General features: G+C 62.6%; 15 protein-coding genes. 6 read left to right on the top strand and 9 right to left on the bottom strand.

The features are described 5' to 3' along the window. Positions 1–659: 659 nt before the first annotated feature. The 4 genes from DBP26_RS22355 to pgm all read left to right on the top strand — a co-directional run bounded on the left by DBP26_RS22355 (position 660) and on the right by pgm (position 7,877). The gene (locus tag DBP26_RS22355; protein WP_108239704.1) at positions 660–2,165 is read left to right on the top strand and encodes a hypothetical protein; all 1,506 of its coding nucleotides are present in this window, start codon (positions 660–662) and stop codon (positions 2,163–2,165) included. Between the two features lie 91 nt (positions 2,166–2,256). Then, entirely contained in the window at positions 2,257–3,654 is a 1,398-nt protein-coding gene (locus DBP26_RS22350) for an aminotransferase class I/II-fold pyridoxal phosphate-dependent enzyme (protein WP_108239703.1), read from the top strand. 178 nt (positions 3,655–3,832) lie between these two features. Further along, entirely contained in the window at positions 3,833–6,073 is a 2,241-nt protein-coding gene (locus tag DBP26_RS22345; protein ID WP_177411115.1) for an ATP-dependent DNA helicase, read from the top strand. Positions 6,074–6,230: 157 nt separating this feature from the next. Next, positions 6,231–7,877, top strand: coding sequence for a phosphoglucomutase (alpha-D-glucose-1,6-bisphosphate-dependent) (gene pgm, locus DBP26_RS22340; RefSeq protein WP_108239702.1), 1,647 nt, complete (start codon positions 6,231–6,233; stop codon positions 7,875–7,877). Positions 7,878–7,900: 23 nt separating this feature from the next. On the opposite strand, the gene moaA is transcribed toward pgm, so the two are convergent. Continuing rightward, the gene (moaA, locus tag DBP26_RS22335; protein ID WP_108239701.1) at positions 7,901–8,899 is read right to left on the bottom strand and encodes a GTP 3',8-cyclase MoaA; all 999 of its coding nucleotides are present in this window, start codon (positions 8,897–8,899) and stop codon (positions 7,901–7,903) included. A gap of 76 nt (positions 8,900–8,975) precedes the next feature. Then, complete coding sequence (locus DBP26_RS22330) at positions 8,976–9,788, bottom strand: formate/nitrite transporter family protein (RefSeq protein WP_108239700.1); 813 nt, start codon at positions 9,786–9,788, stop codon at positions 8,976–8,978. Between the two features lie 375 nt (positions 9,789–10,163). On the opposite strand from DBP26_RS22330, the gene DBP26_RS22325 reads away from it, so the two are divergent. After that, positions 10,164–11,954: a response regulator gene (locus DBP26_RS22325; RefSeq protein ID WP_108239699.1), complete on the top strand. Its 1,791-nt coding sequence runs from the start codon at positions 10,164–10,166 to the stop codon at positions 11,952–11,954. Between the two features lie 105 nt (positions 11,955–12,059). On the opposite strand, the gene DBP26_RS22320 is transcribed toward DBP26_RS22325, so the two are convergent. The 7 genes from DBP26_RS22320 to DBP26_RS22290 are packed head-to-tail and all read right to left on the bottom strand — an operon-like array spanning position 12,060 to position 18,689. Next, complete coding sequence (locus tag DBP26_RS22320) at positions 12,060–13,115, bottom strand: ABC transporter substrate-binding protein (RefSeq protein WP_108239698.1); 1,056 nt, start codon at positions 13,113–13,115, stop codon at positions 12,060–12,062. Further along, the gene (locus DBP26_RS22315) at positions 13,112–14,296 is read right to left on the bottom strand and encodes an FAD-binding oxidoreductase (RefSeq protein ID WP_108239697.1); all 1,185 of its coding nucleotides are present in this window, start codon (positions 14,294–14,296) and stop codon (positions 13,112–13,114) included. The genes DBP26_RS22320 and DBP26_RS22315 overlap by 4 nt, the downstream gene beginning before the upstream one ends. Further along, a complete protein-coding gene (locus DBP26_RS22310) occupies positions 14,293–15,654 on the bottom strand; it encodes an FAD/NAD(P)-binding oxidoreductase (RefSeq protein WP_108239696.1) in 1,362 nt (453 codons plus the stop codon). The genes DBP26_RS22315 and DBP26_RS22310 overlap by 4 nt, the downstream gene beginning before the upstream one ends. Further along, entirely contained in the window at positions 15,651–15,941 is a 291-nt protein-coding gene (locus DBP26_RS22305; RefSeq protein ID WP_108239695.1) for a (2Fe-2S)-binding protein, read from the bottom strand. Before DBP26_RS22305 ends, DBP26_RS22310 begins: the two co-directional genes overlap by 4 nt. 52 nt (positions 15,942–15,993) lie before the next feature. Further along, a complete protein-coding gene (locus tag DBP26_RS22300) occupies positions 15,994–16,788 on the bottom strand; it encodes an ABC transporter permease (protein ID WP_108239694.1) in 795 nt (264 codons plus the stop codon). Between the two features lie 3 nt (positions 16,789–16,791). Next, entirely contained in the window at positions 16,792–17,664 is an 873-nt protein-coding gene (locus DBP26_RS22295; RefSeq protein WP_108239693.1) for an ABC transporter permease, read from the bottom strand. Further along, a complete protein-coding gene (locus DBP26_RS22290) occupies positions 17,661–18,689 on the bottom strand; it encodes an ABC transporter ATP-binding protein (protein WP_108239692.1) in 1,029 nt (342 codons plus the stop codon). The genes DBP26_RS22295 and DBP26_RS22290 overlap by 4 nt, the downstream gene beginning before the upstream one ends. Positions 18,690–18,947: 258 nt before the next feature. On the opposite strand from DBP26_RS22290, the gene DBP26_RS22285 reads away from it, so the two are divergent. Then, positions 18,948–19,778 (top strand): IclR family transcriptional regulator, encoded by an 831-nt coding sequence (locus DBP26_RS22285; RefSeq protein WP_108239691.1) that lies wholly within the window; start codon positions 18,948–18,950, stop codon positions 19,776–19,778. The last annotated feature ends 103 nt before the right edge of the window (positions 19,779–19,881 follow it).

The raw sequence follows: 19,881 nt of genomic DNA, 5'->3' as shown, positions 1-19,881 counted from the left end.
TAAAAGGTGCGGCGCCGCTGGCCAGGCGTCGACGTAAAGGATCCGGTCACCGATTCAGGGTGTCCGCCCCATCATTCTTCGGCCACGTACTCTCCGACAAAGCCTTCCCGACTGCTCAGGAAGGCTTTTTTGTTTATCGCGTTTTAATGATTAAACACCGCAGACGCCAGTTCGGCCCATCAGCGCAATACTTCCTTATTAAGAACATTTTATAAACAGCATTGTTTGTCGTGCTGTTTAGTGAATGAATAGCTGACAGGGAAAGTGTTGAATATCTGTATCTTGTAATTGCGGTATTCGCTTTCGATAATGACGGCGTACAGAACACTCAAGGAACGAGTAATGCCCTCTTCGTTATTCCGGCCGACTTCAATATGGCACGTGCCGTTCTTCTTGACCGCCGGTAATGCGATCGTCATTCCTGAGCCCTCGCTTGCGTCAGCTGATCGATATGCATTGCCCGTCCTTTTTCCATTGCTGGAATGCCGGCGATACCCCATGGCGCTTATTCAATGCGGGTTGCCAGGGCCGGCAGCGGTTGAGCGACCGCGACAAGGTTGAATGAGACGATCAGCAAGGTAAGTCATTGACAGGCAACGTCATGATTAATGATTGACGATGAACGTGTCGCCCGGACCGAATATATCAGGTAAGTGGTTATGAGTTCTCTACACGAACAGGCAATGAATTATGTCTATCAACAAGTGTTGCAGCGTCTGCTGAGTTATTTCAATCGCGCCGAACGCACCGCACTCCAATTGTTGATTCAGCGGTTGCTCGTGGCTGCGGGCGGTATTGAACGTATCGGCGACTATCGCATTCTGGTCGCGTTCAGCGGCGGCAAGGACAGCGCGTACACCGTCGCGCTGCTGCGGGCGGCGCAGTTGAGCATCGCTGGGCGAGCGCCGGTGACGTTCAAGCTGCGACTGGCGACGATGCGCCACGCTGGCATGACCTCGGCCGTCATGGCGAACATCCATCGGTGTTACTCGGCGTTATTCCTGCACGATGATCCCAGGGTGGAGTTGCTCGTCGTCGATCACCATGCCGTTCGTGCCTTCGAGCCGGACTTGCCCTTTTCGACGATGGGGCGCGAACAGAGCCGCTCCGATATGCTCTTGGGTGGGCACCTCACGCAAGGGGATGCCCGCACGACGTTCTGCAACAGCTGTTACCTGGGCATGGCCGAATTCCTGGGCCGCGCCGTCTCCTGGGGCGAAGGGGTGGATGCCGTACTCAGTGGCGATTCCCTCAGGGAGCAGAAACAGTACGCCACGTGGGCAATGCGCCTGGCACAAGGCAATGGCGAGGCCATCGAGCAGTGGCACACCCTGAGTTTCTCCGCCGCGTTGCGCACCCTCGATCGGGTGGGTCGCCGCTACTATCAGGCTTTGTATGGAGAGGAGCCGGCAGCGAACGCGCTTGTCTCCCGGCCGCTGTACCCTCCGAACAAACGGCAGGCGCCGACGTTCCTGACGATCGCCGATCTCATCGGCTTCCGGCTGGAGGAACGCTGGGCGTTGCTGACGGACTTCCTGGATTTCCGCTTCGACGATCTCGCGTTCAGCTTCAGTGAGTCCGATTGTGCCAACCCGTTGCTGATGGCCCACATGCGTGGGCTGAAGGCGGCGTTCATTCAGGGTCGCGAATACGCCGACGGTATCGCCGAGTACCTCGAACTGGCGGCAAAAATGATGCGCCGCAAGCGTATGCCCAAGCGCCTGATCGCGCAGGCCATGGCCGCTTACGAAGGACCGGAGCGAATCGAAGCACGGCGGGCACTGGCCGACGGCTACGCCCAGGAGGCATTCGGGCTGAACGAGGTTCAATTGGTGTGCCTGTTGTTTGCGCCTTTCGTGGAAGGCGGGGTGCGCCTGGAGAGTTTTCTGCGCCGCTGTCACCCGGGGATGCTGATTGCGCTGGTCGATTTGCACAAGGCGTTGTCCGGCGAGCCCGCGCCGGATCAGGTGACCCAGTGGCTGGTCGAGGTGAGCGGGCTGAGTCTGAAGGGGCTGCAAAACCTCTACGGCAGATCCCACGTGGATTTCGACGACGCCCATTCGGTGATCGCCCGGGTGCGGGCCAGCGACCCGGACAAGGGCCGCATCATGACCCTTGATCCCGTTACGGGCGAGCCGGTGCGTGAGCTGATCTCCGGTCGCTGACCGAGTGCCTTCCAGAGGTGACGCCGATGCGGGCGCTCACTGTGTTTCCTCTCAATGACCCTGCGACTTGCGCATGGATGGGGTGTGTCCGATGCAACACAACAAGACCGATTTCGCCTATCAGAAGGTGTACCGCTACCTGTCGAGACTGACCAATGAGTTGCCCCAAGGCCCTGCGGTAAAATTACCCTCCCTACGCTTACTGGCCCGACGGCTGCGCGTCTCGATTTCAACGGTGCAGAACGCCTACGCCCTGTTGGAAAAAGAAGGGCGGATCTGCTCTGTGCCCAAATCCGGGTATTACGCGCTGCCCCAGCCCAGCAATGACATTCAATGTGAAGGCGAGGGGCTGCTGGAGCGCTATCAGGCCAGCGCCCGTCGGCCCGACATGTTCGTGTTCGGCGCTGACGAGCCGACTCTGCTGCAATCGCTGGACAGCACCTTGCTGAGTGTCGAACGCGACCTGATGCGCCATTACCCCTGCCAGCCCGATCCGCGATTCCAACCATTCGGTGACATCGAGTTGCGCACGGCGTTGGCAGCGCATTACACCTCGTCGACGGCCTCCTGTTGGCACCCGGACAACGTCTTCATGGGGCCGGACAAGACCGGCGTGCTGAAAACCGTGCTCAATGCCCTGCAGCTGCGCGACTGTGCCGTGCTGGTGGAAACCCCCTGCGGCTGGAGTCTGTTGCGCACGCTGCAGTCGTTCGGCATCCGCGTGATCGAGTGGGAGAACCCGGCCGACGGTGAGGTGGACACAGACGCATTGGATGCCTTGCTGACCGGCCACGACGTCAAGATGGTTATCCTGGCATCGCGTATGACGCCGCTACGCGGGCGTGCTCGCAGTCAGGCAGCGCTCGAGCAAGTGGCCCAAGTGCTGAATCGGCGGGTCGTCTGGGTCGTCGAGGATGACAGCCATGGCGGCCTCTGTGAACCCGACCACGGCGCCCCCCTGCGCGACCTGATCGATCCACAGCGTTTGTTGATTCTCGGCGCATTCGACAAGACCATCGGCCTGGAAGCGCCGTTCGGCTACCTGCTGAGCCGTCACTCCCGTTCGCTGTGGCATCAGCAACTCCTGTTGCGCTCTTTCCGTTTGCCACCGATTCGGCAGAAAGCCATCGCCCGCTTGTTCGGTTCCGGCCAACTCGGCCAACACCTGCAAGGGCTACGCGCGGCCCTCGACGAACGCATGCACCGACTCACCGCGTTGGTCAGCCATTTCCTGGGCGAAGAGGTGGGGTTCCTCCAGCCTCAGGGCGGGGCCACCCTGTGGCTGGACTGTCAGTCCCGCGTGGACATGGCACGCGTGTTCGAACGGTTGCTGGAGCAGCGCATCGTCATTGCGCCGGGGGAGTTGTTCAGCGTCCGCGGGCTGCATCGGCAGAGCCTGTGCCTGAGCGTGGCGGCCGATTGGGGACACGACATCGAGTCCACGCTGGTGATCGTCAAAAACGCGTTGGCGCAGGAGCGAATTCCGTAGCGCGACGGGCGCCGTCGATCCAATTCCGTTTGCCACGAAGGGCCTGCCACTGGTATCTGTATGCCTGTCCAGTATTTCAGCGCGTCGGCCCTTTTCTGCAGTGACTTCCATCGTTTCCCAGCCTCCCGGTGACACCCCGTCCAGCCTGTCGGCGATTGATGCGCCGGGCGAATATTGCATCGCCGTACGCGCCTTGTGCGAGTTCACGGCCAAGGCCGGTGACCTGGACCTGCGTTTCACCCCGTCTCCTACCGCTCAGGAAGGCATCGCCGGCCACCGCATCGTGGCGGCGCGGCGCGGTGAGGGCTATCGGGCCGAAGTGTCACTGGCCGGGCGTTTTCATGAACTGTCTGTGAAGGGCAGAGCGGACGGCTATGACCCTGCGCTCAACCGTCTGGACGAGGTCAAGACCTACCGGGGCGATCTCGACAACCTGCCGGCCAATCATCGGCAACTGCACTGGGCCCAAGCGAAAGTCTATGCCTGGCTGCTCTGTCAGCAATTGCAACTGACCGAGATCGACATCGCGCTGGTCTATTTCAACATCGTCACCGAACAGGAAACCCTGCTGACGCAGCGCTGCGGCGCCGAAGAGTTGCACGCTTTCTTCGATGCTCACTGTGAGCGCTTCCTGGCATGGGCCCGTCAGGAATTGGCCCACGTCCAGGCGCGCAACCACGCCCTCACCGAGTTGAAGTTTCCCCACCTGGATTTTCGCAGCGGCCAGCGTGAGCTGGCCGAGTCGGTGTACAAGGCGGTCAGCACCGGGCGTTGTCTGATGGCCCAGGCGCCCACCGGAATAGGGAAGACCATCGGCACGGTCTTCCCGATGCTCAAGGCGACTCCGCGCCAGAAGCTCGACAAGGTGTTCTTTCTAACCGCCAAGACGCCCGGACGCCAGCTGGCGCTCGAAGCCCTGCGCGTCATCGGTGAATCTGCGCTGGCGGTGCAACTGCGGGTGCTGGAGATGGTGGCTCGCGACAAGGCATGTGAATACCCCACCCAGGCCTGCAATGGGGATTCCTGCCCACTGGCCAAAGGTTTTTATGATCGCTTGCCGGCGGCGCGCAGCGCGGCGCTGGCGCAACGGGGGCTCGATCGCGCAGGCGTGCGAGAGGTGGCGCTGCAGCATCAGGTGTGCCCGTATTACCTCAGCCAGGAGCTGGCCCGCTGGGCCGATGTGGTGATCGCCGATTACAACTACTACTTTGACCTCAACGGTCTGCTGTTCGGCCTGTGTCAGCTCAATCAATGGCGCGTTGCGGTGCTGGTGGACGAAGCCCACAACATGGTCGAGCGTGCGCGGCAGATGTACAGCGCGGGGCTTGACCAGTACGCCTTCAATCAGGTTCGGGCCAGTGCCCCCGAAGCGTTGAAGCAGCCGTTGCAACGGCTCAATCGCGAATGGAACGCGCTGCACAAGGCACAGGTTGCGCCGTATCAGGCGTATGCCGCGACACCTTCAGCGTTTCTCAATCGCTTGAATCAGTGCATCGCCGCGATGGGTGACTACTTCAATGATCATCCGCAGGCGGCCCATGGCGAGTTGCAGAGTTTCTACTTCGAAGCCATCCAGTTCGCCCGGATTGGCGAATTGTTCGACGAGCATTTCCTCTTCGACATCGGCAAGCGCGAGCTCGGCAACCGTAAGACCCTCTCGCGACTGACCCTGCGCAATGTGGTCCCTGCCGGTTTTCTGCGGCCCCGCTTGACTGCCGCCCGCAGCACTGTGCTGTTTTCCGCGACCCTCAATCCTCGGCATTTTTACCGCGACCTGCTGGGTTTGCCGGACGATACGGCGTGGATCGATGTTGCGTCGCCGTTCCAGGGTGAGCAATTGGAAGTGCGCATCGTCAGCCGCATCTCCACCCGCTTCAACCATCGGCAGGCTTCACTCATGCCCATCGTTGGATTGCTCGCAGAGCAGTTCACCGCCAAGCCTGGCAACTATCTGGCCTTTTTCAGCAGTTTTGATTACTTGCAACAGGTGGCCGAACTGATGCAGGCGACCTGTCCGGACGTTCCGCTGTGGCAGCAGGCCCGCGGGATGGCCGAGTCGGATCGCCAGCAGTTCATCGACCGGTTCACGCCGGACAGCCGAGGCATCGGTTTCGCGGTGCTGGGCGGCGCGTTCGGAGAGGGCATCGACCTGCCTGGAGCGCGATTGATCGGCGCCTTTATCGCAACCTTGGGGCTGCCGCAGTTGAATCCGGTCAACGAGCAGTTCAAACAGCGCATGGGCCAATTGTTCGGGGCCGGTTACGACTACACCTACCTCTACCCCGGCCTGCAGAAGGTGGTGCAAGCGGCGGGGCGAGTGATTCGCGGTCAGGAGGACCGAGGTGTGGTGATGCTGATCGACGACCGTTTTGCCGAGGCTCGGATTCAGAAGCTCTTGCCCGCCTGGTGGGCGCTGTGACCAAGGCGCTTTCGTCCAGCGGGGCGGGGCGGACAATCGACTCAAGGGTTTACGGATCGATACCCAAGCAGGGCGGTCCAACTGCCAGTAAACTGCCGCACAACGGTCTACTTTCTCACCTAATGTTTTCTGGCTTTCCCATCCACGGAGGTTTCGCATGAGTATCAGTCCATTCGCGGGCAAACTGGCGCCTGCAGAATTGCTGGTCGATCTTCCTCGTCTGGTCACGGCGTATTACACCGGGCAGCCCGATGCCTCGGTGCCGACCCAGCGGGTTTCCTTTGGTACCTCCGGCCATCGTGGCAGCTCGTTCGACTTGAGCTTCAACGAATGGCACGTACTTGCGATCAGTCAGGCCATCTGCCTGTACCGTCAGGCCCATGGCATCGACGGCCCCCTGTTTCTTGGGGCCGACACCCACGCGCTGTCTACGCCCGCTGCGGCCTCGGCGCTGGAAGTGCTGGCGGCCAATGGCGTCAACGTGATGATCTCTGAAGGCGATGAATACACGCCCACTCCGGCCGTGTCCCACGCGATCATTTGCTACAACAAAGGCCGCACTTCGGGCCTTGCCGACGGCATCGTCATCACCCCGTCGCACAACCCACCGGAGAGCGGCGGTTTCAAATACAACCCGCCCAATGGCGGCCCGGCCGATTCGCACATCACCAAGTGGATCGAGAACAAGGCGAACGAGCTGCTGGCCGAGAAGATCGTCGGTGTCAGCCGCATGAGCCATGAAAAGGCGCTGCGTGCGGCGACCACCCACCGGCATGACTACCTCAACACCTACGTCGCGGACCTGCAAAACGTCATCGACATGGACGCCATCCGCGGTGCCGGTCTGCGTCTGGGCGTCGATCCGCTGGGCGGCGCAGGGGTGCGTTACTGGTCGGCGATTGGCGAGCACTACGGCCTGAATCTGGAGGTGGTGAACCAGCATGTCGATCCGACCTTCCGCTTCATGAGCGTCGACTGGGACGGCAAGATCCGTATGGACCCGTCCTCGAATTACGCCATGCAAGGCCTGATCGGGTTGAAGGATCGCTTCCAGGTGGCTTTCGCCTGCGACCCGGATCATGACCGGCATGGCATCGTGACGCCCACCGGGGGCCTGCTGGCGCCGAACAACTACCTGGCGGTGGCGATCGATTACCTGTTCCAGAATCGCCCTGAATGGCGCGCCGATGCCGCCGTCGGCAAGACCGTTGTCAGCAGCGGCATGATCGACCGCGTGACCCAGCGTCTGGGTCGTCGCCTCTACGAAGTGCCGGTCGGCTTCAAATTCTTCGCCGAGGGCTTGTTCGAAGGCTCGCTCGGCTTCGGTGGCGAGGAAAGTGCAGGCGCGTCGTTCCTGCGCCGCGACGGCTCGGTCTGGAGCACCGACAAGGATGGTTTGATTCCCTCCCTGCTGGCGGCCGAGATTCGTGCGCGCAAGGGCCGCGATCCGAGCGAGGTGTACAAGGCGTTGACCGACGAACTGGGTGAACCGGTGTCCACTCGCGTGGAGGCCAAGGCCAATTTCGAGCAGAAGGCGTTGCTGAGCAAGCTGTCGCCGGAGCAGGTGACGTCCACCGAACTGGCGGGCGAGAAGATCCAGCAGATTCTCAGCAAGGCGCCAGGCAACGATCAGGCCATCGGCGGTTTGAAAGTCATGACTGAAAACGGCTGGTTCGCGGCGCGTCCGTCCGGGACCGAGGACATCTACAAAATCTACGCCGAGAGCTTCAAGGGCGAGGAGCACCTCAAGCGTCTGGTGGCCGAAGCGCAGGTGCTGGTCGACGCTGCGATCGCGCCGAAGTAAGCCACCAGGGAACGGGGCCGGCGTCAGCCGCCGGTCATGTTCATGAAGCGCACGACCTGCACATCGTCGTTGATTTCGAAGGTGTGCCGGTAGGGCTTGAGCTTCATGGCCTCGACAATGGCGGTCTCCAGCTTTTCCGGTTGGCCGGGGTTGGCCCTGAGGACCGCCTTGAGGTCCGCCGAATGCTCATTGCCCAGGCACAGCAGCAAGCGCCCTTCGACGGTCACCCGCACGCGATTGCAGGTGGCGCAGAAGTTGTGGCTGTGCGGGGAAATGAAGCCCACGCGGATATCCGGCGCTTCCGCGATTCGCCAGTAGCGTGACGGCCCTTGAGTCGACTCGGTGGAGTGGACGAGCGTGTAGCGCTCGGCAATACGGTCGCGCACCTGCTCGCTGGAAAAAAACGACTCGGCGCGACTGTGCTCGCTGATCGCCCCCAGCGGCATTTCCTCGATGAAAGTGATGTCCAGCCCTCGGTCGATGGCAAAGGCGACCAGGTCGTTGATTTCGTGGTCGTTACGCCCCTGCATCACCACACAGTTGAGCTTGGTTCGGGTGAACCCGGCAGCGTTGGCGGCGTCGATCCCGGCGATGACCTTCGACAGGTCACCGGTGCGGGTCAGGGCTTTGAAACGCTCCGGGTCCAGGCTGTCCAGGCTGATGTTGAGGCGTTTGAGCCCGGCCTCGAACAGCGGCGCGGCGAGCTTGTCCAGTTGCGACCCATTGGTGGTCATGCACAATTCGCGCAGCCCGGGGAGGGCAGCAATGTTCTTGCACAGCCCGACGATTCCCGAACGGACCAGCGGCTCGCCGCCGGTCAGGCGGATCTTTTTCGTGCCCAGCGCGACGAACCGTTCGGCGATCTGCTGGATTTCCTCCAGCGACAGAATCTGTTGGCGCGGCAGAAAGGTCATCTCTTCGGCCATGCAATACACGCAACGAAAATCACAACGGTCGGTCACCGACAATCGAACGTAATCGACTTTGCGTGAATAGCCGTCTATCAAAACCCGGTTGGACATGCGTTTTCTCGGCAGCGTGTTGCGTGGCAGATCAGGCGTCGTGTGCTATGAACGGACGAAGCACATGGCTCAAGGTTCAAATCTTCTGGCTGACCGGCGGCTCGACCATCACGTCATGCGCCCGTTCAGCTTTCGAATAGGACACGTAATACGCCAGACCGACGAAAATTGCACCCCCCACCGCGTTGCCCAGGAACACCGCGCCGATATTTTCCACGAAGACGCCCCAGTTCAACGCATCGGCAAAAATGGCCGCCGGGATCACGAACATGTTCGCCACCACGTGCTGGAAGCCGATCGCGACGAAGGCCATGATGGGAAACCACATGCCGATGATCTTGCCGGTGACGTCCTTGCTGGCGTACGACAGCCAGACCGCCAGGCACACCAGCCAGTTGCAGCCGATGCCGGAAATGAACGCTTGACCGAAGTCGGCACTCGCCTTGGCTTTGGCGATCGCCACGGTTTTGGCCAGGTAAACGCCTTCGGTCAGCCCCAGCACATGGCCGAAAAAATAGGCAATGAACATTGCGCCCAGCAGGTTGGCGAAAGTGACCAGCGCCCAGTTGCCCAGCACCGCGCCCACTGAGATGCGCCCGGCAAACAGCGCTGTGGGAAGGGTCATCATGTTGCCGGTGAGCAACTCGCCGCCCGCCAGGATGACCAGGATCAGCCCGATGGGAAACACCGCTGCACCCAGCAAATTACCCAACGAGGCCCATGGGCCGGGGATCATGGTGCTGACGTGAATGTCCAGCAGAAAACCCAGGGCGATGAAGGCGCCTGCCAGGAAACCCAGTACCAGGATCGCGGACACTGGCAGCCGGGATTTCTTCACGCCGGCCTCGATGGTGAGCTCGGCGATTTGTTGGGGGGTGTTGATGGACATGTGTTCAAACTCGCACGCAAAGGCCGATGGCACGACACTCAGTCACGCGCCAGGCAACGATTAATGATGGGTCAAGCGTCCGGTCTTGATGCGCGAGCGTGCTGTGAGCCACGGCGCCTATCCATTTGAGGGTGTCGGTGTGCGACTTCACACCGCATCGCAGAAACGCCAGAAAAAGCGTAATCAGGTAGTGAGCAAGCTACCGATCCGGGGCCAGAGCGTCCAATCGCTTGTTCCGATCATCTCATCGATATGCTCTATCGCCCGCTGTTTCGGTCGGTGTGCAACCCTTCGAGATGGCCCATGCGCGCGCAAGAAGACCGGCGGTGAGAGCGAAAGGCCATTTATCGCTATCCCCATTGCCAGCGAATTGGCATGATGCACTGGGGAACCGACAGCAGGATCGCCGATCCGATTGAGCATGTCGCTTTCTGCCAGCCCCCTTACCAGCGTGAACCCATGACCCATCGCCCCGCGCCGCTCCCGCTTGACGAAGCTCGACGTATCGAGGCCTTGGAGCGCCTGCACATCCTCGACAGTCTGCCCGAGCAGGCCTTCGACGACATCGTCTCATTGGCCGCGCTGATCTGCGAAACCCCGATTGCCCTGGTTTCGCTCATCGACCGCGAACGTCAATGGTTCAAGGCCTGCGTCGGCTTGCCTGTGCGCGAAACCCATCGTGATCAGGCGTTTTGCGCCCATGCCATCCTTCAACCGGCGCAACTGCTGATCGTGGAGGACGCTACGCTGGATGAGCGCTTCGCCCAGAATCCGTTGGTGCTGGGTGAACCCTTCATCCGGTTCTATGCCGGTGCGCCCATCGTGACCGAACACGGTGCGGTGCTCGGCACCGTGTGTGTGATCGACAGGGTTCCGCGCACTCTGAACCCGGCTCAGGCTGCCGCGCTCGAGGCGTTGGCCCGCCAGACGTCAGCCCTGATGCAGCTGCGTGAATTCAGCCTGCTCAAAGACGAACAGACCCGCAGTTTGAGCCGCAAGGTGATCGACGCACTGGGTGATGACCGAACCGCCCATGCCCAATTGCGCCAGGACCAGCGGGTGTCGGTGATCGGGCAACTGACCAGCGGCATTGCCCATGACTTCAACAACCTGCTCCAGGCGATCAGCGCCAGCCTGCAATTCATCGAGCGCAAGGCGCAGAAGCCCGAAGACGTTCTGCGCTGGGCTTCGGTCGGTCTGCAGGCCGTGAACAAAGGCTCGACCTTGATCGCGCAACTGCTGGCCTTCACCCGCCAGGACCCTTCGGCGCTCAGCCTGCTGGACGTGAGCGCGGAATTGCGCGGCCTCGAGGAATTGTTCGGCCGTGTGCTGAGCCCGGACATCAAGCTGCTGTTCGAGCTGGACTCGACGCCTGCCTGGGTGCTTTGTGACGCCACGCAACTGGAAGCTGCGGTTCTCAATCTGCTGGTCAACGCACGGGATGCGATGGGCGGGGCGGGGAGCATTCGCGTGGCGACCCGGGTGCTGTCACTCACCGATCACGCGGCGCTGAGCGACGGCGTCTATGTGGAGTTGACCGTCGAAGACGACGGCCCTGGCATTCCTGAAGCGATTGCCCGACAGGCGTTCGAGCCGTTCTTCACCACCAAGCAAGCCGGGAAGGGCACGGGGCTTGGGCTTTCGCAGGTATCGGCGTTCGCCGCCCAGGCAGGAGGCAACGTGACCTTGCAGTGCGGCGGCGCAGGCGGCACCACGGTGAGCCTGCTGCTCAAGATACGCGAGGGCGTAGACGGGACGATCGCGCAAGCGCCAGCCCACTCGACAGCATCGGCAGCTGCTTTGCCAGCTCGGGGAGCGAAGGTCTTGCTGGTGGACGATGACGACCGCCTTCGAGACGTCATGGCCGGGCTGCTAATGGACGCCGGTTACGCGGTGGAGTCGGTGTCGAGTGGTTTCGCAGCGATTGAGTCGATACGCCGTCGCGTGCCGGATATCGTCGTCAGTGATTGCGCCATGGGCGATTTCAGCGGAGTGGCGCTGTTTCGCGTACTGCGCGAGATCTGGCCAGGACTGCCGGTGTTGCTGCTCACCGGGCACGCGGACATCGAAGCGGTGCGCGCGGGCTGTCAGGCCGGCGCGGTGATCATGAACAAGCCTGTGAGCCTGGAAGGCCTGATTGCCGGTATCGAGGGATTGCTGCGCTAGGCTGCCGCGCTGAGTTCGTTGGCAAACCCCACTCCTTGAGCAGGGGTTTGCCGTCAGAACGGGTTGCAGGTCGCAGCCATCACCGGGGCATACACGCCCGGTGTGCTACCGCTCGATGGTTCGGCTCCAGCGAGCGTTCCACTCCGGACGCACCTGATTGACTTGATCCCAATCGATGGTCACCGCTGTTTCCAGGTACTTGTTCATGGCCTCGACCTGCCCGCGGGTGCGGTCGCTCGTCGGCGTTTTCGGATTGGACGGGATCTGGTCACCCAGTTCCAGCGCCGGAGATTGCGCCTGCGGAGTGAGCAGGAATTCCGCCAGTTTCTGCGCCAGCTCGGGTTGATCGTTATTGGCAATGGTGCATTCGGCGACGTTCAGCACCACGGCGCCTTCCTTGGGCGGCGCGTACTCAACGGGCACGCCTTTGAGCTTGAGCGCGGTGACCTGCGTCGGCGTCAGCGGGAACAGGGCGGCCTCGCCGGTCTGAACCATTTCGGAAATCTTTGCGGAACTGGCGATGTATTCCAGCACATTCGGCCCCACGGTCTTCGGCCACGCCTTGAAGCCGGGCTCGACATTGGTTTCGGTGCCGCCCTGCAAGCGGTTGAACATCAGGAAGCCGTGCAGGCCGAAGGTGCTGGAGGCCAGCGACTGGAACACCAGCTTGTCCTTGTAGCGTTTGTCTGCCATGTCCGCCCAGGAAGTTGGCGCGCTCCAGCCGTTCTCCTGAAACATCTTGCTGTTGTACGCCAGACCGGTGACGCCCAGGCTCACTGCCACGGCTTCGTCCTTGATCTTGCCCTTGGCCGGAATGTCCGCGAGGGTTGCGCTCGGCTGAAGCTTGCCGCACAGCCCCATGGAAATCGCGCGGTACATGATGCCGTCGTCGAGAAACATGACGTGCATCTGCGGGTTGTCCTTGCTGGCCTGGACCTTGGCGAGAATGTCCGAGGAGGTGCCGGGGACGATCACCACCTTGACGTCGTTGGCCTTCTCGAACGCAGGCAGTACCTGATCGGCATACAGCCGTTCCATGGTGCCGCCGTTCATCCCCAGGTACAGGGTGGTTTGCGCATGGACGGTGGTCGATGCCAGTGCGGTGGCCGCCAGTGGCAGACCGGTCAGGGCGAGGCGTTTAAGGGATCTGAGGGTATTCATGGCTGCGATGTTCCTCTGAGCAAAGGGATAACGTTATCCGTGCGCGGGGGCACGGCAGGGGCAGGCGGTACCGCTTGAAATCGGGAAATCGAAAAGGCATCCAGGGCGATGTCGGGCGCCCCGTCGCAGACGATCTGCGCCAGCGCCTGACCCGCGGCCGGGCCGATCTGGAAACCGGAACCTGCAAAGCCGAAACCGTGCAACAGACCCGGTTGCGTGGCGCTGGCCCCCAGCACCGGTTCGCGGTCCGGCAGGTAGCCTTCGGTGCCGCTCCAGGTGCGGATCGCCTGTGCGCCTGCCAGCGGCGGGTAGAGTTCACCGGCGTTGCGCAGTATTTCCAGAATCGCCGCCTGCCCGGGCCGGGCTCTGCCCGGGTCGAGCGCGAAGCCTTGGCCACCGCCGAGCACGCAATTGCCCCGAGCGACCTGTCGTGCATAGATACCGCCGCCTTCGACGCCGGTGCTGACGTCCATGAACAGGGGCAACGGTTCGGTGACCAGCATCGCCGGGTGGCCCGAGCGCATCGGCACCGGTTCGCCGAATTGTGCAGCGAGGTCGGCAGCCCAGGCGCCTGCGCAATTGAGCAGCCAGGGCGCGCGCCACTGGGTGCCATGGGCTGTGCGGACTCTGAAGGCCAGGCCGTCATGGGTAACTTCAATGACGCGAGCCTGTTCCTCCACCTGAGCGCCGGCACGCCGCGCTGCAAAAGCAAATGCGGGAGAGACGAGCCGCGGATTGGCGTGACCATCGTCGGCGCACAGCGACGCTCCCACGGCAACATCGCCGGCCCAGGGAAAGCGAGCACGCAGTTGAACGCGGTCGAGCAGTCGCAGGTTCAGACCGAAGCCCCGAGCCGCCCGTTCGTAAGCCTCCAGCGCCGCCATGTCCTGTTCGCTGCGCGCCAGTTTCAAATGGCCGGAGCGCTGGTATTCGCCATCGATGCCGATCAGGTTGTGCAGGTCTGCCCAGATCCCGTGCGCCCGTTGCGAAAGCGGTAACTGAGACAGCGGACGCCCCTGGCGGCGCACCCCGCCATAGTTCACGCCGCTGGAATGGGCGCCGACAAAGTCCCGCTCCAGCAAGACCACGCGCTTGCCCGTTCTGGCCAGAAACAGCGCGGCGGAGGAGCCGACGATGCCGCCGCCGATGATCACGGCATCCACTTCGCTGAATGCGCTCATGGCTCCATCTCCACGCCGAACGGCAAGGGTTTGATCGGTGCCTGGCCGCGCAGGCGACCCACGCTGGAAATGTCGCGACCGCTGGCCTGGGCGATGATTTCGGCCGATGCCGGCCCGCACATCCGGCCCTGGCAGCGCCCCATTCCGACCCGGCACATGGCTTTGACCCGGTTCACCTCCCAATGCCCCTCGGCGACGGTCCGGCGAATGTCACCGGCGCTGACTTCCTCGCAGCGGCAGATGGTCGTTTCGTCCGGCGCATCGGCCGCCCAGCGATCAGGGAAAGGAAAGGCCGTTTCCAGGCCATGGCGGAATCGCCGAATACGCTCGAGCTTGCCTTGCAGTTCGCGGCTGCGGGCAGCGTCGCGCTGATGACCGATATCGCCCAGCAGGGTCAGGGCCGCCAGCTCGCCCGCCATCTCTGCGGCGTCGGCTCCCATGATGCCGGCGCCGTCTCCCGCCAGGTAAACGCCTTCCACGCTGCTGCGCGCCTGGTCGTCCCGGCGCGGCAACCAGGCGCGGTTCAGCGGGCACCAATCGAAGGCACAGCCGAGTAAATCGGCCAGTTGCGTCTCGCTGCGCAACGCATGAGCGAAGCCGACGGCATCGCAATCCAGCCGTTTCAATTGGCCGCCGTCGCGCCATTGCACGCTGCTGACACGCTGGCGCCCCTGGATGCTCTCCAGCGCGACACCTTGATGCACCGCAATGCCATGGGCGGTGAGCCAGCCGCGGTAATACAGGCCTTTGGCGAGGGTCGCGGGCTGCCCGAGCAGGGCGGGCAGGGCGCGGGTCTGAGCCGAGAGCGGGGCGCTGTCGAGCACCGCCGCGACCTTCGCACCGGCTCTGGCGTACTGATAAGCCACCAGGTACAGCAGCGGCCCGCTGCCCGCGAAGACCACCTTTTCGCCAATCGCGCAGCCCTGGAACTTCAGCGCGATCTGTGCGGCGCCGAGGCTGTACACGCCGGGCAAGGTCCAGCCAGGTACAGGCAGGATGCGGTCCGTGGCGCCGGTGGCGACGATCAGCCGTTGATACGGCACCTGTGTCGCGACGCCGTTGGTCAGCGTGTCGAGCGTTTGCGCTTCGGCGTTCCAGACCAGCGTTTCCGGCCGATAGTCGATCTGGCTTGCCAGGCGATCCAGAGCTGAATGCACGGCACGGGCTTTAGGCGCTTCAAATCCGTAGAGGGTCTTGGCCGAGCGCTTGAAGTGCTCGGGCTGACGGCGGTAGATCTGTCCACCGCCGCGCAGGCTTTCATCGATCAGGCAGGGCTGAACGCCATGGGCAACCAGCGTCTGCGCAGCGCGGATGCCGGCCGGCCCGGCGCCGACAATGACGATATCGGCGCGTTTCACAGGCAGCGCCCCGGTTCGCGAACGACACTCAGCCCGGCCTCCAGTAGCGTCGAGCAGGCGCGCACTCGACGGCCATCCCCCAGGCGGACCCAACAGTCCTGGCAGGCGCCCATCAGGCAGAAACCGGCACGAGGCTCGGCGCTGAAGTCGCTGCCCCGCAAGCGGTCGGCGCCGGTGAGCACGGCGGTCAACAGGGTGTCGCCCCGCAGGCCTTGGGTCGGTTGTCCGTCGAGGGTGAAGGGCAAGACCTCGCGGTCGAGTTCGGCCAGTCGTTTCAGCAATGCCATGGTGCGCTCTCTGTAAGGCCGGTGCAGGGGTGAAGGATCAAGGGACGCGCCATCAGTGTCGTCCCACTAGAACGCGGTCCAGGCCGTAGACCCGGTCGAGGATGATCATGGTGGCGGCTGTCAGGGCGATGACCAGCGCCGAAACAGCGGCCATCATCGGGTCGATGGATTCGGTGGCGTAGACGTACATGCGCACGGGTAATGTCTGGGTCGCCGGCGAGGTGACGAAAATCGACAGCGTGACCTCATCGAAACTGTTGATGAATGCCAACAGCCAGCCGCCGGCCACACCCGGCAGGATCATCGGCAGCGTGATCTGGCGGAACAGGGTGAAGCGGCTGGCGCCCAGCGATTCGGCGGCTTGTTCGGCACTGCGATCCATGCCGATCGCGGCGGCGAGCACCAGGCGCAACACGTAGGGGGTGATCACCACGACGTGGGCGAACATGAGCCAGACAAAGCTGCCGTTGACGCCCATCAGGGCGAACAGCCGCAGCATCGCCACGCCTAGCACCAGGTGCGGAATGATGATCGGTGACAGGAACAGGCCGTTGAGCAGGTTCCGTCCGGGAAACTGGTAGCGGGTGATCGCCAGCGCGGCGGGGACGGCAATCAGTGTCGCAAGGGTCGCCGCCACCACCGCCAACAACAGGCTGTTGTAGAACGACTGGATGAAATCGGCGCGTTCGAACACCGCGCTGAACCAGCGCAGGGAAAACCCATGCCAGGGCAGGCTCAGGGTGTTTTCCGGGGTAAATGCCACCAGGCACACCACCGCCAGCGGCGCCAGCATGAACACCACCACCAGGGCATGAAAGGACAAGGCCAGCGGGCCATTCTTGGACATCGGTCATTCCCCCAGGGATTTCTTGTAGCGGCCTTCCACCAGCCGGTTCCACGACAGCATCACCAACAGGTTGATCAGCAGCAGCGCGACGGCGATGGCCGCGCCCATGGGCCAATTGAGTTCCGAGAGGTATTGGTCATAGACGGTGGTTGCGACCATCTTCAAGCGACGCCCGCCCAGCAGCCCCGGAATGGCAAAAGAGCTGGCCGACAGGCCGAATACGATCAGGGTGCCGGACAGCACGCCGGGCATCACCTGCGGCAGCACCACCTGACGCATGACCGTGGCCTGGCTTGCGCCCAGCGACAGCGCGGCCTGCTCGGCCGACCGATCGAGCTTTTGCAGCGACGTCCACACCGGGATGATCATGAACGGCAGCATCACGTGGACCAGCGCCAGCACCACGGCGAACGGGGTATACAGCAGCTTCAGTGGACGCCCGCCCAGGGCCTGGATGGCCTGATTGATCAACCCGTCGGCGCCGAGCAACAGGCTCCAGCCGAATGCCCGCACCACCACGGAAATCAACAGCGGGGTGAGAATCAGGATGAGGAAAATCGAGCGCCATGGCGTACCCATGCGGCTGAGGATGTACGCCTCCGGAACACCGATCAGCACGCAGAGCAGCGTGACCAGTGCGCTGATCCAGAACGTGCGAAAAAAAATCTCGTAGAAGTAGGAATCGCTGATCAGGTTCAGGTACTGGGCGAACGTCCACTGATCGCCTTTGACGCCCACCTCGTAATCGAACACGTTGAACGACAGCACCAGGGTGAGCAGCAATGGCAGCACCAGCAGGCCGATGAACAGCACCAGTGCCGGTGCCGAGAGCAGGTAGCCGCGCCCGCTGTCGCGTAACAGGGTGCTGCCGCTCATACCGAGACCTCATCGGTGTTCACGATCCGGAGCAAGGTTGCGGGCCAATCCAGGCCGACTGTCGTGCCCTCTTGCAGCGGCGCCTGACCATCGTTGCGACGGACGACGGTGATTTCGCCGATTGTCGTTTCAACGCGGTACAGCCACTGACTGCCCAGGAAGTAACGGGTGATGACCCGTCCCTGCAGGCGGCCTTCTCCGGCAGCGAGCAGGTCGATTTTTTCCGGTCGCAGGCTCAGGGTCAGCTCGCCGTCGCCGTGCTGCTGTCGGACCTGCGCCGCGCCGTTGCCATCGCGGTCGCCGCGCAGCAGGTTCGCCTTGCCCACGAAGCCGGAAATGAAACGCGTACGAGGGTGCTCATAGAGCGCGTAGGGTTCGTCGATCTGGGTAATGCGCCCGGCTTGCATGACCACCACCCGATCACTGATGGACAGCGCTTCGGCTTGGTCGTGAGTGACCATCAGCGTGGTAATGCCCACTTCGCGCTGAATCCGTCGGATCTCGAACTGCATTTCTTCGCGCAAATTCGCATCCAGGTTCGATAGCGGCTCGTCGAGCAGCAGCACAGGCGGCTCGATGACCAATGCGCGGGCCAGGGCCACGCGTTGCCGCTGGCCGCCGGAGAGTTCACGTGGATAGCGCTCGGCATGCCGGTCCAGTCGCACCAGCGCCAGCACCTTGGTCACCCTGCGCTGAATCTCGCTCGCCGCCACTTTGCGCATTTTCAAGCCGAAGGCGACGTTGTCGCGGACGCTCATGTGCGGGAACAAGGCATAAGACTGGAACACCACACCCAGCCCCCGGCTGGCGGGCTTGGCATGGGTGATGTCACGGCCGTCGAGCAGGATGTGGCCCGAGGTGACCTCCACGAAGCCGGCGATCATCTGCAGGGTCGTGGTCTTGCCGCAGCCGGAGGGGCCGAGCAGCGACACGAATTCGCCTTTTGCCACCGACAAGTCAGTGGCGACCACCGCATCGACGGCGCCGTAGCGTTTGCACAGGGCCTGAAGTTGAAGAAATGCCATGGCTGCGTTCCACCTCGTATTCGTGCATGCCGGGGCATGCGTTTTTATGGGCAGATGCGAAAGAGAAAAGCGCGGGTGCTTGGGGTGCTAGCACGCTGGACGTTGGCGCTCGATCGGGTCGGCTGCCGCTGTTATTCAAATCGCCCTGTGGACTGATCCTAGGCCGAAGCCTAGGATGGCCTCAACGATGAATTTCATTGAGCGAGATTTATTTTCGAGTTTATTCGCTCAATGAATTACCTAAGGTTTGGGATGAATATGAATTCCACTGAACGAAATGATCAAGCTGGCGATGTGGGTGTGGGTGCGGTGTCGCGACTGTTTGCAGTGCTGCGCTGCCTAGGGGACGGTCCGCCAGACGGTGAGCGCGCGAGCCAGGTCGCGCAGCGGATAGGGTTGTCACAGCCCACGACCCATCGCCTGCTGCGCAGCTTGCTGGATGAAGGGATGGTCGAGCAGGATGCCCGCAGTAAACGCTACCGCCTGAGCCTTGAGTTTTTTGCGCTGGCGGCAAGGGCAGGGCAGACCGGCAATCTGCGCGATGTGGTGCGGCCGAGCTTGCTGCGCTTGTCGGCGTCGCTCGGGGATTCGCTGTTCCTTCTGGCCCGCAGTGGCTTCGACGCCGTTTGCCTGGACCGCAGCGAGGGGCCGTATCCGATCCGTACCTTTACTGGCGACATTGGCGGCCGCGTGGCCCTGGGCGTGGGGCAGGGTAGCCTGGCCATTCTCGCGTTCCTTCCCGAGGAGGAAAGGGACACCGTGATTCGCTACAACCTGCCGCGTCTTCGGGACTTTCACCTGTACGACGAAGTCATGCTGCGGTCGGAAATCGACAGCGTCCGGCAGTTGGGCTATGCCGCACGCAATACCGGCGTGCTCGAAGGCATGGCGGGTCTGGCGGTGCCGATCCTGGATCGCGAAGGCCGGGCGGTGGCGGCGTTGAGCGTGGCGACGATTACCGACCGCCTCAATGCCGAGCGCATGCCAACCGTCGTCGAGATGCTCAAGCGCGAAGCGATGGCCATCGGGCAGAAGATCAACCCGTTCGATCCGGTGCTGAGGCGGCCGTCGCAGGTGTTCGGGCAATAGGACGGATTTTGAGCGTGGCCGCCGTTCAGATGCACTGATCGGGGAAAACACGATCAGCGACTCCATTGAGTGATGGCGGGTGTTCGCCAAATGGTTGACTGGC

The organism is Pseudomonas sp. RIT409 (assembly GCF_003052515.2).
Classification (GTDB): domain Bacteria; phylum Pseudomonadota; class Gammaproteobacteria; order Pseudomonadales; family Pseudomonadaceae; genus Aquipseudomonas.
This window is presented reverse-complemented; position numbering and strand designations above follow the sequence as displayed.

Bases quoted from the DNA above. Each gene is read 5' to 3' on its own strand.
- DBP26_RS22355 (WP_108239704.1), top strand. From the start codon at position 660: ATGAGTTCTCTACACGAACAGGCAATGAATTATGTCTATCAACAAGTG.
- DBP26_RS22350 (WP_108239703.1), top strand. From the start codon at position 2,257: ATGCAACACAACAAGACCGATTTCGCCTATCAGAAGGTGTACCGCTAC.
- pgm (WP_108239702.1), top strand. From the start codon at position 6,231: ATGAGTATCAGTCCATTCGCGGGCAAACTGGCGCCTGCAGAATTGCTG.
- moaA (WP_108239701.1), bottom strand. From the start codon at position 8,899: ATGTCCAACCGGGTTTTGATAGACGGCTATTCACGCAAAGTCGATTAC.
- DBP26_RS22330 (WP_108239700.1), bottom strand. From the start codon at position 9,788: ATGTCCATCAACACCCCCCAACAAATCGCCGAGCTCACCATCGAGGCC.
- DBP26_RS22325 (WP_108239699.1), top strand. From the start codon at position 10,164: ATGATGCACTGGGGAACCGACAGCAGGATCGCCGATCCGATTGAGCAT.
- DBP26_RS22320 (WP_108239698.1), bottom strand. From the start codon at position 13,115: ATGAATACCCTCAGATCCCTTAAACGCCTCGCCCTGACCGGTCTGCCA.
- DBP26_RS22315 (WP_108239697.1), bottom strand. From the start codon at position 14,296: ATGAGCGCATTCAGCGAAGTGGATGCCGTGATCATCGGCGGCGGCATC.
- DBP26_RS22305 (WP_108239695.1), bottom strand. From the start codon at position 15,941: ATGGCATTGCTGAAACGACTGGCCGAACTCGACCGCGAGGTCTTGCCC.
- DBP26_RS22300 (WP_108239694.1), bottom strand. From the start codon at position 16,788: ATGTCCAAGAATGGCCCGCTGGCCTTGTCCTTTCATGCCCTGGTGGTG.
- DBP26_RS22295 (WP_108239693.1), bottom strand. From the start codon at position 17,664: ATGAGCGGCAGCACCCTGTTACGCGACAGCGGGCGCGGCTACCTGCTC.
- DBP26_RS22290 (WP_108239692.1), bottom strand. From the start codon at position 18,689: ATGGCATTTCTTCAACTTCAGGCCCTGTGCAAACGCTACGGCGCCGTC.
- DBP26_RS22285 (WP_108239691.1), top strand. From the start codon at position 18,948: ATGAATTCCACTGAACGAAATGATCAAGCTGGCGATGTGGGTGTGGGT.